We start from the raw sequence: 12923 nt of genomic DNA on the forward strand, positions 1-12923 counted from the left end.
CCCGACCCCGCGGGCAGCGAGGCACAGTCACGAGGGGAACCAGTGGGAACGGTAGCGCCAGCGGAGCGCGGCACAGCAGCCGCGGTCTCTGCGTTCCCGTGGCGGGTCGTGCTCGTCCTCTTCGCCGCGATGACGGTCATCCTGTCGATCGTGGTCGCGCTCGCCTCGCGCACCGTGCCGCGCGCCGAGCCGATCCTCCAGGGTCCGTCCTGGCTCGACGGCTGGTTCCAGTACGACGCGGGCTGGTACCACGCGATCGCCACGTCGGGGTACTCGTACACCCCCGGGCAGCAGTCCTCGATCGCGTTCTTCCCGACCTACCCGCTGACGGTGCGCGGGCTCGGAGGCGTGCTGGGCGACTACCAGCTCGCCGGCTCGCTGGTCGGCGTGCTCGCGGGCGCCGCCGCGGTGGCGCTGTTCGGTGGCTGGGTCTGGCGACGGCTGCCCCGCGCCGGTGCCGTCACGGCGATCGCCGTGCTGATGCTGTACCCCTACGCGTTCTTCCTGTACGGCGCGATGTACGCCGACTCGCTGTTCCTGCTCACGGCCGTGGGCGCGTTCCTGCTCCTCGAGCGGCGCATGTACTGGCTCGCGGGCCTCGTCGGCGCTCTCGCGACGGCGGGTCGACCGGTCGGCGTCGCGGTCGCGATCGGCCTCGTCGTCAGGATGCTCGAGCTGCGGGCCCAGGACCGGGCCGACGTGGAGGTGCGGAGCCGCGTCGAGTCGCCCGCCCCGGCTCGGCTGCGTGGGTCGGCGGACACGCGCGTGCCGTCCTCGCCCGGCGCACCAGGCTCGCCGCAGCGCCGTGCCGGGCTCGTGCCACCTGCCCCGATCCCTTGGCGCGCACTCGTCGGGGCCGTCACCGCTGTGCGCTGGCGCGAGGCCGGCGTGCTGCTCTCGGGGGCGGGGCTGCTGGCCTGGTCGGTCTTCCTGTGGATCGAGTTCGGGAACCCGCTGGCCTTCGTCGAGGTGGAGTCGGCTCCCGGCTGGAACCAGGGCGTCGGGCCGCGCACGTGGTTCAAGATCACGTTCCTGGGGACCCTGGTGAGGGGACCGTACGACGTCGCTGCGCTGCTCACGCTCCAGGCCCTCGCGTGCCTCGCCGCGATCCTGCTGCTGCGGCGGGTCTGGCGGCGGTTCGGCTGGGGCTACCTCGCGTACGCCGCGGTCGTGCTCGCGATCCCGGTGATCGGCACGAAGGACTTCATGGGGACCGGCCGGTACGTGCTCGTGGCGTTCCCCGTGATGGCCGCGGCCGGCGACCTCCTGGCCACCACCGAGCGCCGCTGGGCGCGACCCGTGGCGCTGGTCGCGTGCGGGACACTCCTCGTGGTGCTCACCACGCTGTACGGACGGGGGATCGCGGTCTCATGACCCACCAGCTCGAGCGGGAGCGGTTCGGCCTGCTGTCGATCTTCTTCCCCATGTGGAACGAGGAGCAGTACCTCCACCGGGCGGTCGGGGCCGCGCGCGAGATCTGCGAGCGGCTCATCGCCGAGGACGAGATCGGGGACTACGAGATCGTCGTGGTCGACGACGCGTCGACCGACTCGACCGGCGCCCTCGCCGACGCCCTGGCCGAGGTCGACCACCACGTCCGCGTCGTGCATCACACGACCAACCGCAAGCTCGGCGGCTCGATCAAGAGCGGCTTCGAGGCGGCGAAGGGCGATCTCGTCCTCTACACCGACGCCGACCTCCCGTTCGAGATGATCGAGCTGGTGCGGGCGGTGCGCGTGCTGCGGACGTACGAGGTCGACATCGTGAGCGCCTACCGGCTCGACCGCACGGGCGAGGGCCCGCGCCGGGCGGTCTACTCGTGGGTCTACAACGGGCTGATCCGCGCGATGTTCGGCACCCGGCTGCGCGACATCAACTTCGCGTTCAAGCTGTGCCGGCGACGCGTCCTGGACCACGTGCACCTCGCGAGCGAGGGGTCGTTCATCGATGCGGAGCTGATCATCCGGGCGCAGCGCTCGGGGTTCGAGATCGCCCAGATCGGCGTGGGCTACTTCCCGCGGACCCGGGGCGTCTCGACCCTGTCGTCGTTCGCGGTGATCCGCACGATGCTCCGGGAGATGACCGCGCTGCGCAGCGACCTGCGCTCCGTGACGCCCGTCGCGCGCGAATGAGCGGCCTGCTCGTCGTCACCGCGGACGACCTGGGGCTGACCGACGGCGTGTGCCGCGCCGTCCACGCCGCGCACACCGGGGGCATCGTCACGGCGACCTCGCTGCTGGCGGTCGGGCAGGCGTTCGACACGGCCGCGGCCATGCTGCGTGCGACGCCGACCCTGGAGCTCGGTGCCCACCTCGCCCTCGTCGGCGAGGACCCGCCGCTGCTCCCCGCGAGGCGGGTCCCGACGCTCGTCGACGCGCGCGGCGCCTTCCCGCTCACCTACCGCACGGTCGTCGCGCGGGGGCTGGCCGGCCGCATCGACCCCGACGACGTCCGACGCGAGCTGACGGCCCAGCTCGAGCGCGTGCTGAGCGTGGGCGTGCCCGTGACGCACCTCGACACCCACCAGCACACGCACCTGTGGCCGGTCGTGGGCGAGGTCGTCACGGAGCTCGCCGGGCGGTACGAGATCCCGGCGGTACGGCTGCCGTCGAGCCGTGCGCGCGGACCGGTCGGGATCGCGGTCCGCACCCTGTCCCGCCGGCTCGAGCGACGGCTCGACGCGCACGGGCTCGCCCGTACGGACGGCTACGCGGGCCTCGACGAGGCGGGCTCCCTGGACCTCGGCCGCCTGGACGCCGCGCTCGCGGGCGCGGCTCGGGACGGCGTGGCCTCGCTCGAGGTCAACGCGCACCCGGGGGAGGCGGGGGAACCCGAGCTGCACCGGTTCGCGTGGGGCTACCGCTGGGCGGACGAGCTCGCGGCGCTCACGGACCCCCGCGCGCGGGAGCTCGTCGAACGACGCGGCTTCCGGCTCGCCGCGTTCGGCGATCTCGGGGCGGTGCGGTGATGAGCCTCGCGGCGCGCGTCCCGACCGCTGCGGGTCGCGGTGCGCTGCGCCTGTACGCGGGTGCCCCGGCAGGGGTGCGCGCCCACGTGCACGTCCGCTGGTGGAGCGCCCCGTTCGTACCGGTGGCCGACGCCCTGCCCCGAGCCGGCCGCATCCTCGAGATCGGGTGCGGTCACGGGCTCTTCTCGGCCTACGCCGCCCTGGCCGCGCCCGGGCGGGAGGTGGTCGGTGTCGACATCGACCCGGACAAGATCCGCGCCGCGAAGGCCGCCGCACGCCGCTGGGACCCCGCGGACGGCGTCGGGCGCCTGTCGTTCGCCGTCGCCCCGTCGGGCGCGGTACCGCCCGGGCCGTGGGACGCCGTCGTCGTCGTGGACATGCTCTACCTGCTCCCCGAGGCAGGGCAGCGCCGCCTGCTCGAGGAGGCCGTCGCCGCGCTCGCGCCGGGCGGTCGGCTCGTGGTCAAGGAGATGGGGACCGAGCCGCGCTGGAAGCTGCGCTGGAACACGTGGCAGGAGACGCTCTCGGTCAAGGTGCTCCGGATCACCGCGGGCTCCTCGTTCGACTTCGTGGACCCCGCGGAGACCGCCCGGTGGCTCGAGGAGCTCGGCATGACCACGGCGACCCGCCGGCTCGACCGCGGTCGCCTGCACCCGCACCACCTGCTCGTCGGCACCCTGCCGGGCTGATCTCACCCGCATCGCGAGGCGATTCCACCCGCGTGTCGTGATCACACGCGGGCGCGAGAGGGCGACAGTGGAATCTGGGCGCGCAGGCGGCGCACCTTCCGTGCACAGGACACCGCGGAGGGCCAGGTCATGAGCGAGATCACGGATCTGCACGTCGACCACCTCGTCACGGGCATGCGCCGCTGGGCGTCGGGGCACCAGGCCGAAGCGGCCGTCGAGCTGCTGGTGGGGCACCGCGGCTGGCTGCACCGCCCGGACTTCGTCGTGACAGCGCTCCGGGTGGTCGACGACGGACCCGGTGCGGACGCCTCGGACGACCACCTCGTCGCGGTCGACTGGGAGCGGGCCGCCCGGTACGCGGGCCGGATCCGGACGGACGGGGCCGACGTCGCGGTGCTGCGCGTCGCGCTCGGGCTGGCGGGTCAGCCGGTGGCGCCGCCCCTCGGCGAGCTGATCGGACGCCTCGACCAGGCCGGCACGACGCTCGTGCTGCACGCGATCGCGCACGCCGCCGGCTGGCACGAGCGTGGGACGGTCGCTCTGGTCACGGGCGGGTTCAGGGTCCTGTCGCCGGTGTGAGCGCACCGAGGCCCCGGGCGAGCTCGACCGGGTCGGTCGTCGGGAGCCCGCAGACGAACCCGCGGCACACGTAGGCGGTGGGCCTGCCGCCGACGAGGGGGCGGTCGGCGAGCAGTGCCACGGGCGCACCGTGCGCGGCCAGGTCGACCGGGTCGGCCACGGCGACGACGGCGCCCGGTGCCGTGCCGCGCAGCGCGGCGGCCTGGAGCGACCGGGTCGCAGGATCGTCGAGCGGGCCGACGACCGCGACCTCGCGTGGACCGTCGGCGAGCGCCTCGGCGACGGCGAGCGCCGTGCCTGCCGCGCGCGGGTACCGGACCGCGATCGCGAGGAGCTCGTCGAGCGACTGCTCGGCCGCCTCACGGTGGTCCTCGGACCCGGTCAGCGCGCCCCAGGCGACGAGGGCTCCGGCGACGGCCGCGGGCCCCGACGGGGTCGGGCCGTCGGCAGGGTCGCGCGGTCGGCGCATCCGGGCGAGCACCGGGTCGGTCTCGTCCTCGGCGGTGTCGAAGAACGTGCCTGCCTCGTCGCGGAAGCGCGTCATCGCGGCGTCCAGGAGCCGGCCCGCGAGCCCGGTCCACCGGTGGTCGGCGGTCACCGCCGCGAGCACCAGGAGGCCGTCGGCGAGGTTCGCGTAGTCCTCGAGCACGCCGGGTGAGCGGCCCACCGTGCCGGCGCGCGACGTGCGGGCCAGTCGGACCGTCGGCCCGTCTGCCGGGTGACGCCCGTCCGAGCGCGGGGACGCAGCGGACATCGTCCGCACGTGGAGGTCCGCGAGCAGCCCCGCCGAGGCTGACGCGGCGTCGACCCAGTCCGACCGGTCGAGGAGCGCGCCGGCCTCGGCGAGCGCGCCGATCGCGAGGCCGTTCCAGCCCGCGACGACCTTGTCGTCGCGGGCGGGTGGGGTCCGCCGGTGCCGAGCGGCGAGGAGACGACGGCGCACGGAGGCGAACCGTTCGTGCTCATCGGCTCCGGGGTCCGCACGCAGCTGGAGCACCGAGGTCCCGCGCTCGAAGGTCCCGACGTCCGTGACGCCGAAGAGCTCGGCGGCCCACGCGCCGTCGTCGGAGCCGAGCACCTCGCGCAGCTGCGCGGGGGTCCACACGTAGTAGGTGCCCTCGTGGCCGTCGCTGTCGGCGTCGAGCGAGGACGCGAAGCCGCCCTCCGGTGTCCGGAGGTCGCGGAGCATCCAGTCCGCGGTCTCCTGTGCCACCCGGCGGGCGAGCGGGTCACCGGTCGCCCGCCACCAGTGGGTGTACGCGCGCAGGAGCAGCGCGTTGTCGTAGAGCATCTTCTCGAAGTGCGGGACGGTCCACGTCGCGTCGACCGAGTAGCGCGCGAAGCCGCCGCCGAGCTGGTCGACCATCCCGCCGCGCGCCATCGCCTCGAGCGTCGAGGTCGCCATCGTCAGCGCGTCCGTGTCGCCGGTGCGCGCGTGGTGCCGCAGGAGCCACTCGAGGACCATGGACGGAGGGAACTTGGGTGCTCCGCCGAAGCCCCCGCGCGTGGCGTCGAAGTCGCGGGAGATCGCGGCCAGCGACTCCTCGACGCGGTGCTCGCGCGGCGCCCCCGGGTCGGTGCCGAGCAGGGTCCCCGGGCGGTCGGCGAGCGCCTGGCGCAGGCCGGCGGCGCTCGCGGTGACCTCGGCACGCCGCTCGGCCCAGGCGGCGGCGATCGCGGCGAGCACCTGGGGGAACGACGGCATCCCGTGCGCCGGGCGCGGCGGGAAGTAGGTGCCGCAGTAGAAGGGCTCGCCCTCGGGCGTCGCGAACACCGTCATGGGCCAGCCGCCCGCGCCCGTCGTGGCCTGGGTCGCCTCCATGTAGACGGCGTCGACGTCGGGCCGCTCCTCGCGGTCGACCTTGACGTTGACGAAGTGCTCGTTCATGTACGACGCCGTCGCCTCGTCCTCGAACGACTCGTGGGCCATGACGTGGCACCAGTGGCACGCGGCGTAGCCGACGGAGATGAGCAGGGGGACGTCGCGCCGCTCGGCCTCGGCGAAAGCCTCGTCGCCCCACTCGAACCAGTCGACCGGGTTCTCGGCATGCTGCAGCAGGTAGGGGCTGGTGCTAGCGGCCAGGCGGTTCGTCATCGCACCACTGTCTCCCGGCCGTCGGCGATCGGCGATCCGCGGTCGGCGACCGGCGCCGTCAGCCGTCGACGACGGCCGGCTCGCGCCAGACGCGGGTGCTCCGACTCGACGACGTGGTGCTCAGCCACCATCGGCCGGGGGCGCAAAGCCGCACGTCAGCGCCGCGATGCCGAGAAGCGGTTCGAGATGCGCTTCTCCGGTCCGGTGCTACTTTCGGTTCCGTCTCGACGGCGGGATCCGCCGTCGTTCAGCACCGGCGCAGGAAGCCGCCGGCGCCAGTCGGGTCACCCTGCGGGTGCACGTCTCGGTCGCTCCCACGGTGTCCTCGAACCCGTCGTTGGTCGCCGCCCCAGGGCGCCGGTTGTCGAGAAGGAGACTCCCGTGACGGTCACGCATCGCGCTCAGGACGGTCCGGTCCCGCCCCTCGGACGCACGACCGGGCGGCGACGTCGACGTCTCCTCCTCACCTCGGTCGTGGCGCTCTCGACCGCGCTCGTCGCGGCCTGCGCGCAGGGGAGCGGCGGGGGCGACGCCGCCGAGGACGTGAGCTTCGGATCGGACACTGAGCTGAGCGGCAACCTCTCGGTCATGGGCTTCGGCGCGGGTGACGAGATCGCCCAGGTCCGGATGGAGGCCGCCCAGAAGGCGCTCGGCGACGGCGTGGACGTCTCGCTCATCGAGGGCGACCTCGACATCCAGGCGTTCTTGTCGGCCGTCGCCGCGGACGACCCGCCGGAGCTCATCTCTGCGAACCGCGACCAGATCGGCACGTTCGCCTCGCGCGGCGCGATCATCCCGCTCGACGACTGCCTCGATGCCGAGGGCGTCGACACGTCGGTGTTCCAGGAGGCGGCCCTCGCGCAGGTCACGTTCAACGACCAGGTGTACGGCATCCCCGAGTTCAACCAGGTGCAGCTGACCCAGGCCAACGGCGACCTGCTGGCGGCCGCGGGCCTGACGATCGAGGACGTGAACGGCTCGAGCTGGGAGCGCATCGCGGCGGCGAACCAGGCGCTCGCGAAGAGCGAGGGCGGCAAGGTCTCCGTGATCGGCTACGACAGCAAGCTGCCCGAGTTCCTGCCGCTCTGGGCCAAGGCGAACGGTGCCGACCTCCTCTCGCAGGACGGGCGCACAGCACAGCTCGACGACCCGGCGGTCGTCGAGGCGCTGGAGTTCGCCGTCGGGATCTACGACGCCCAGGGCGGTTTCCCCGCCGTCAAGGCTTTCCGGGACTCGGCGGACTTCTTCGGCGAGAACAACCAGTTCGCGACCTCGACGCTCGGCGCGATGCCGATGGAGCAGTGGTACATCAACGTCGTCAACGACGTCTCACCCGACGCGCCCGTGGTCTACGACAGCTTCCGTGGCAGGGACGGCGAACCGCTCGCCTTCTCGTCCGGCTCGGCATGGGCCATCCCGAAGGGGAGCGCCAACCCGCAGGCGGCCTGCACGTTCGCGGCCACGATGGTCGCGACGGACAGCTGGATGGCCGCCGCGCAGGCGCGCGCCGACATCCGTGCGGAGGAGGGCAAGCCCTTCACGATGTCCCCGACGGCCAACACCGAGGCCGACGAGCAGATCCGCGCGATGGTCGACCTCGACGAACCCAAGTTCGGCCCCGGCCTCGAGGCCATGTACGCGGGCCTCGAGAAGACCTTCACGCTGCCCGCGAACCCGGCTGACGCCGAGTTCAAGACCGCGTGGCAGGACGGCGTCAACCGGGTGCTCAACGGGCAGCAGGAGCCGGCGGAGGCGCTCGCCCAGGCCCAGGAGGAGGCGCAGGCGGCGCTCGACGAGGCCTGGGCCGACTGGGATGCGCGGGGCTGACCGGCGGTGATCCGGCGATGAGCACAGTCGCCCGGGTGGCGGGGCCCGGCGTCGCCGCGGAGAACCCGCAGCGGCTCCGGGCCCGGCGCGCCCGCAAGCGGCAGAACCTGCGCGCTGCGTTGCTGTTCCTCAGCCCGTGGATCCTCGGCTTCCTGGTCTTCACGGCGTGGCCGGTGATCTACAGCGCCTACCTGTCGTTCACCGACTACGACGTCATCAACGACCCGACGTTCGTCGGGCTCGAGAACTACCAGCGCATGATGGAGGACCCCAAGGTCCGCCTCTCGCTGTGGAACACGTTCGTCTACACCGTGCTGCACGTCCCGCTGTACACGATCTTCTCGCTCGGCCTGGCCCTGCTGCTCAACCAGGCCGGCCGCGCGTCCGGGTTCTTCCGCACGGCCTTCTTCCTGCCCAAGATGACCCCGCCAGTCGCCGTCGGCGTGCTCCTCCTGCTGTTGTTCAACGGGCAGGACGGGCTCATCAACGAGGTGCTCGGCTGGTTCGGCATCGACGGACCGAACTGGACCACGGACCAGAACTGGATCAAGCCTGGCCTCGTCCTGATGAGCCTGTGGGCGGTCGGTTCGTCGGTGATCATCCTGCTCGCCGCCCTCCGGAACGTGCCCGCCGAGCTCTACGACTCGGCCCGGGTCGACGGCGCGAGCTTCTGGCAGCAGACGAGGCGGATCACCGTCCCGATGATCAGCGGCGCGATCTTCTTCGTCGTGATCGTCAACACGATCGCCTCGTTCCAGATCTTCACCGAGGCGTACACCGCGTTCTTCGGCTCCGGCAACACGACCTACTCGAACGACGCCGCGCTGTTCTACGTCATCTACCTGTTCCAGCAGGGCTTCGAGGCGCTGAACATGGGCTACGCCTCGGCGCTGGCCTGGCTGCTGTTCGTCATCATCCTGATCTTCACGGCGATCCAGCTGGCCGTCTCCCGCCGGTACGTCTACTACGAGGGGGAGGGACGATGAGCTCCGGAACGCTCGACGCCGGGCGCGCCGACGCGAGCCGCGTCGCCGCCCAGGCCGAGATCGAGGCGCGCACCCCGCCGGCTGCCGAGCGGCGTCCGAAGCGACCGACGCCGGTCCGGATCCTCGTGGTCACCCTGCTGGTGGTGTCCACGATCGTCTTCATCTACCCGTTCGTGTGGCTCGTCAGCGCGTCGTTCAAGCCGCGCGGGGAGGTGTTCGACAACCGGCTGGTCCCGCAGACCTTCACGCTCGACAACTACGTGCAGGTGTGGCAGGAGGCGCCGATGGCGCTCTGGCTGCTCAACACCCTGATCGTCACCGTGCTGGCGTGCGTGACGGTGACGATCTCGAGCGCGCTGGTCGCGTGGGGCTTCGCGTACTTCAGGTTCCGGGGCCGCGGCGTGCTGTTCGGGCTCGTCCTGGCCACGATGATGCTGCCGGGCGCGGTCACGATGATCCCGACGTTCCTCATCTGGAACGCGCTCGGCATGACGGGCACCCTCACGCCGCTGTGGGCGGGGAACCTCTTCGGCAGCGCGTTCTACATCTTCCTGCTGCGGCAGTTCTTCCTCGGCCTGCCGCGCGAGCTGTTCGAGGCGGCCCGGATCGACGGGGCGAACAACTGGACGATCTTCCGCCGGATCGCGCTGCCGCTCACGAAGCCGGCTCTCGTGGTGACGCTGCTGTTCGAGTTCCAGGCGGCATGGACCGACCTGATGCGCCCGCTCATCTACCTGCGCGACTCGAGCACGTTCACCATCCCCCGCGGGCTCAAGGCGCTGGTCGACCAGTTCGGGTTCGGCGGGGAGTGGCACTGGGAGATCATCGTGACGGCGAGCGTCATCACGACGGTGCCGATGATCATCCTGTTCTTCCTCGGCCAGCGGCACTTCGTCGAAGGCATCGCGACGACCGGCACGAAGGGCTGACGGCGTCCCGGCTCGCCTATCGTCGGGGCATGCGAAGCGTCCGGACGATCGACGAGTGGCCCGTGCACAACGCCTCGACCGCGGTGGTCTCCGCGGCCGGGGAGATGCTCGGCGCGCACGGGGACCAGGCGCGCGTGTACCGGCTCGCCTCGGTGACCAAGCTGCTCACCGCCTACGCGACGCTCGTCGCGGTGGAGGAGGGCGCCGTCGGGCTGGACGACGCCGCGGGGCCCGACGGCGCGACCGTGCGCCATCTCCTGGCCCACGCCTCGGGCCTGGACTTCTCGGACCCCTCGGCGCGCCGGTCGACCCCCGGGCGCCGGCGCATCTACTCGAACGCGGGCTTCGAGGTGCTGGGGGAGACGGTCGCCGCGCGCTCCGGCATCCCGTTCGCGGCCTACGTGCGCGAGGCGCTGCTCGAGCCGCTCGGGATGGACGCCACGTCGTTCACCGGCTCGCCCGCCGCAGGGGCGAGCTCGACGGTCGCCGACCTCGTGCGCTTCGCGTCCGAGGTCCAGCGCCCGCAGCTGCTCCACGGGTCGACCGTCACCGCGGCGACCTCCGTCGTCTTCCCCGGCCTCGACGGCGTGCTGCCGGGCTTCGGTCGTCAGCGCAGCAACGACTGGGGGCTGGGCTTCGAGATCCGCGACCACAAGGACCCGCACTGGACCGGTGCGACCAGCTCGCCGCGCACCTTCGGGCACTTCGGCCAGGCCGGCGCGTTCCTCTGGGTCGACCCCGACGCTCAGGTCGCGTGCGTCACGCTGACGGACCGCAGCTTCGGCCCCTGGGCGGCCGAGAGCTGGCCGGTCTACACCGACGCGGTGCTGGCCGAGCTCCGCGGTTGACGCGCGGCCCGGCTGTCGGGTGCCTCAGCGACGCGTCCTGCCGAGGATCGACGTCGGGATGAAGTAGGCGAGCCCGCACGCCACGATCCCGGCCGCGAAGAGCAGGCCGGAGCCCTGGGCGAAGGAGCGGTCCATCAGCCAGAAGCCGCCGAGGAGCAGGACGAAGCCGACGACGAACGTCATCACGTTGCCCACACCTGCGGTGGTCGTGGGCTGCTCGGCGGCTCGGTCATCGAGGGTGGACATGGTGGCGCTCCCGGGCTCGTCGGTGGGTCGTGGTCGGTCGTCGTGGGTCGGGGTGGGTCGGCCGCGTGCGGTCGACCGGCGGTCCAGGCTATCGCCCGACGAGGACGGGAGCCCGCGCGACCCGCGCCGCCTCCTGGTCCGACGTCCCGCGCGGCGTGACCACGATCTCGACCGCGGCGTCGGGCCCGAGCAGCGAGCGCGCGGCCCACGGCACGGGCACCCGCACCCGCCAGCTGCTCGGCCGGTCGTCGAGGTCCTCGAGCGCGGGGGAGCCGGCCGGGTCCCAGTCGCGGATGGCGCTCTGGATCGTGGAGGACCACGTCGCCCAGGTCGCGAACCGGCCGCGGGCGTCCGCGTCGACGTCGACCACCAGGGCGTCGGACCAGTCCGCCGTCTGCTCGAGGTGGTCGAGGAACGACAGGACCCCGTCGGACTCCCGCAGCGAGATCAGACGCAGGTGCAGGACGTGCCGCAACGTGCCGAGCTGCCTCCCGGTCGCCCGGTCCACCGGCCGGGCGGCCGCGGCCGAGAGGAACGTGGAGACGAGCGGGACGGGCGTGTCGACGGTGTCGTCGCGCGGTCGTCGTTCGACCCGCACCGGGCACAGGTGCGCGGCGCTCTGCTCGTGGAGCACGACCGGGAGGCCCCGGACCGACAGCGACGTCTCGAGCTGCCACGACGTGTCGTCCGAGGCGTGCCCCGGCTGCAGGCCCACGAGGCTCGCCTCCACGGACAGGGTGCCGAACAGGAAGCGGCGCAGGTTCTGGTACCCCTCCTCGGAGTTCACGATGCCGAACCGGCCGCTGTGGCTGCGGTGCACGAGCGCGCGCGGCGTCCCTCGCACGTAGGCGTTCTCGATCTGCACCAGGCCGTCGCTGCGCGGCCCGACCGCCTGGGTCGCCAGGCCGAGGGCCGTGGTGTAGTCGTCGGAGTTGGTGCCCACCAGGCAGAAGACGCGGTCCAGCGGGAACCCGTCCGTCGGCATCCGCGTCGGGTCGAACGCGTCGCGACCCGGCGCGCCGGGGACGGAGCGCGGCGTCAGGTACTCGAACATGCGGTCGGGGCCGAAGACGTCGGCGCCCAGGACCCCCGTGAGGTCACGGAGCCGCTCGAGCAGCCCGAAGCCCGCGAACTCGATCCCGCCGTGCGGGGTGGCGTAGGTGAACACGCGGTCGACGACGGAGGTCGCGGCGTCCAGCGAGCCGCCGAGCTCCGGGTCGTCCGGGACGATCCGCTGGAGCAGCGAGCGGACGATCAGCCCTCCCATCGAGTGGGCCACGAGGAAGACGCGAGGGGCGCCCGTCTTGAGCCGGACCAGCCGGACGAGGTCGAGGAGGCTCGCGGCCGCCCGCTCAAGCGAGAACCCGCCGGGGTCGTGGGTCAGGGTCGACGCGACCTCGTCGTAGAAGCGGTGCACCCAGATCGTCGCGGCGGGCACCGAGCCCGCCGGCTGGCTGCGGAGGTAGGCGCCCTGGTCGCCGTGGACCAGCAGCTGGTAGCCCTCGTCGATCATCAGGCGCAGCAGGGGGCTCTCGAACTGGTGGAACGCCGGCCGGTCGGAGCCGTCCAGGCGGACCTGCACCGAGCCCTCGTTGAACCCGTAGAACGGGTCGGCGACCGCGGTGTTGATGCTCGCGCCGCTCCCCGCGAACCCCCGCACGTAGATGACCGGCAGGTGACCGTCGCCCGGATAGGCCATGGGACGCTCCTGGACCACCGGACCCGCCGGCCGTGCGGTGCGCGGCGTCCACGAGCG

At 72.8% G+C, this 12923-nt stretch carries 12 protein-coding genes; 9 read left to right on the forward strand and 3 right to left on the reverse strand.

Translation table 11 applies throughout. The features are described from left to right. Positions 1-108: 108 nt before the first annotated feature. From HIR71_RS04195 to HIR71_RS04215, 5 genes are all read left to right on the forward strand, one after another. Complete coding sequence (locus HIR71_RS04195) at positions 109-1374, forward strand: hypothetical protein (protein WP_169323715.1); 1266 nt, start codon at positions 109-111, stop codon at positions 1372-1374. Next, positions 1371-2132, forward strand: a complete 762-nt coding sequence (locus HIR71_RS04200) for a glycosyltransferase family 2 protein (protein ID WP_169323717.1) — start codon at positions 1371-1373, stop codon at positions 2130-2132. The genes HIR71_RS04195 and HIR71_RS04200 overlap by 4 nt, the downstream gene beginning before the upstream one ends. Then, positions 2129-2968, forward strand: coding sequence for a ChbG/HpnK family deacetylase (locus tag HIR71_RS04205; protein WP_169323719.1), 840 nt, complete (start codon positions 2129-2131; stop codon positions 2966-2968). Before HIR71_RS04200 ends, HIR71_RS04205 begins: the two co-directional genes overlap by 4 nt. After that, positions 2968-3657: a class I SAM-dependent methyltransferase gene (locus HIR71_RS04210; protein ID WP_169323721.1), complete on the forward strand. Its 690-nt coding sequence runs from the start codon at positions 2968-2970 to the stop codon at positions 3655-3657. Before HIR71_RS04205 ends, HIR71_RS04210 begins: the two co-directional genes overlap by 1 nt. A 129-nt stretch (positions 3658-3786) precedes the next feature. Beyond that, positions 3787-4236, forward strand: coding sequence for a hypothetical protein (locus HIR71_RS04215; RefSeq protein WP_169323723.1), 450 nt, complete (start codon positions 3787-3789; stop codon positions 4234-4236). Here HIR71_RS04215 and HIR71_RS04220 read toward each other — a convergent pair. Next, complete coding sequence (locus tag HIR71_RS04220) at positions 4214-6331, reverse strand: thioredoxin domain-containing protein (RefSeq protein ID WP_169323725.1); 2118 nt, start codon at positions 6329-6331, stop codon at positions 4214-4216. The genes HIR71_RS04215 and HIR71_RS04220 overlap by 23 nt on opposite strands. A gap of 381 nt (positions 6332-6712) precedes the next feature. Between HIR71_RS04220 and HIR71_RS04225 the strand changes: the two genes are divergently transcribed. Genes HIR71_RS04225 through HIR71_RS04240 form a run of 4 tightly spaced genes read left to right on the forward strand, consistent with a single transcriptional unit; the run spans position 6713 to position 10921 of the window. Beyond that, positions 6713-8158, forward strand: coding sequence for an ABC transporter substrate-binding protein (locus HIR71_RS04225; RefSeq protein ID WP_311836079.1), 1446 nt, complete (start codon positions 6713-6715; stop codon positions 8156-8158). Between the two features lie 17 nt (positions 8159-8175). Continuing rightward, positions 8176-9144: a carbohydrate ABC transporter permease gene (locus HIR71_RS04230; RefSeq protein ID WP_169323729.1), complete on the forward strand. Its 969-nt coding sequence runs from the start codon at positions 8176-8178 to the stop codon at positions 9142-9144. Continuing rightward, a complete protein-coding gene (locus HIR71_RS04235; RefSeq protein WP_169323732.1) occupies positions 9141-10073 on the forward strand; it encodes a carbohydrate ABC transporter permease in 933 nt (310 codons plus the stop codon). The genes HIR71_RS04230 and HIR71_RS04235 overlap by 4 nt, the downstream gene beginning before the upstream one ends. Before the next feature lie 29 nt (positions 10074-10102). Continuing rightward, complete coding sequence (locus HIR71_RS04240; RefSeq protein WP_169323734.1) at positions 10103-10921, forward strand: serine hydrolase domain-containing protein; 819 nt, start codon at positions 10103-10105, stop codon at positions 10919-10921. Between the two features lie 24 nt (positions 10922-10945). Here HIR71_RS04240 and HIR71_RS04245 read toward each other — a convergent pair whose 3' ends face one another. Together HIR71_RS04245 and HIR71_RS04250 are read right to left on the reverse strand one after the other, a co-directional pair. Continuing rightward, positions 10946-11167 (reverse strand): hypothetical protein, encoded by a 222-nt coding sequence (locus HIR71_RS04245; RefSeq protein ID WP_169323736.1) that lies wholly within the window; start codon positions 11165-11167, stop codon positions 10946-10948. Between the two features lie 88 nt (positions 11168-11255). Further along, entirely contained in the window at positions 11256-12866 is a 1611-nt protein-coding gene (locus HIR71_RS04250; protein ID WP_169323738.1) for an esterase/lipase family protein, read from the reverse strand. Positions 12867-12923: the final 57 nt, after the last annotated feature.

It is taken from the genome of Cellulomonas fimi, from assembly GCF_012952065.1.
Classification (GTDB): Bacteria; Actinomycetota; Actinomycetes; order Actinomycetales; family Cellulomonadaceae; genus Pengzhenrongella; species Pengzhenrongella fimi_A.

Excerpts from the sequence above, each read along its gene's own strand:
- HIR71_RS04200 (WP_169323717.1), top strand. The coding sequence starts at position 1,371 with ATGACCCACCAGCTCGAGCGGGAGCGGTTCGGCCTGCTGTCGATCTTC.
- HIR71_RS04205 (WP_169323719.1), top strand. The coding sequence starts at position 2,129 with ATGAGCGGCCTGCTCGTCGTCACCGCGGACGACCTGGGGCTGACCGAC.
- HIR71_RS04210 (WP_169323721.1), top strand. The coding sequence starts at position 2,968 with ATGAGCCTCGCGGCGCGCGTCCCGACCGCTGCGGGTCGCGGTGCGCTG.
- HIR71_RS04215 (WP_169323723.1), top strand. The coding sequence starts at position 3,787 with ATGAGCGAGATCACGGATCTGCACGTCGACCACCTCGTCACGGGCATG.
- HIR71_RS04220 (WP_169323725.1), bottom strand. The coding sequence starts at position 6,331 with ATGACGAACCGCCTGGCCGCTAGCACCAGCCCCTACCTGCTGCAGCAT.
- HIR71_RS04230 (WP_169323729.1), top strand. The coding sequence starts at position 8,176 with ATGAGCACAGTCGCCCGGGTGGCGGGGCCCGGCGTCGCCGCGGAGAAC.
- HIR71_RS04235 (WP_169323732.1), top strand. The coding sequence starts at position 9,141 with ATGAGCTCCGGAACGCTCGACGCCGGGCGCGCCGACGCGAGCCGCGTC.
- HIR71_RS04240 (WP_169323734.1), top strand. The coding sequence starts at position 10,103 with ATGCGAAGCGTCCGGACGATCGACGAGTGGCCCGTGCACAACGCCTCG.
- HIR71_RS04245 (WP_169323736.1), bottom strand. The coding sequence starts at position 11,167 with ATGTCCACCCTCGATGACCGAGCCGCCGAGCAGCCCACGACCACCGCA.
- HIR71_RS04250 (WP_169323738.1), bottom strand. The coding sequence starts at position 12,866 with ATGGCCTATCCGGGCGACGGTCACCTGCCGGTCATCTACGTGCGGGGG.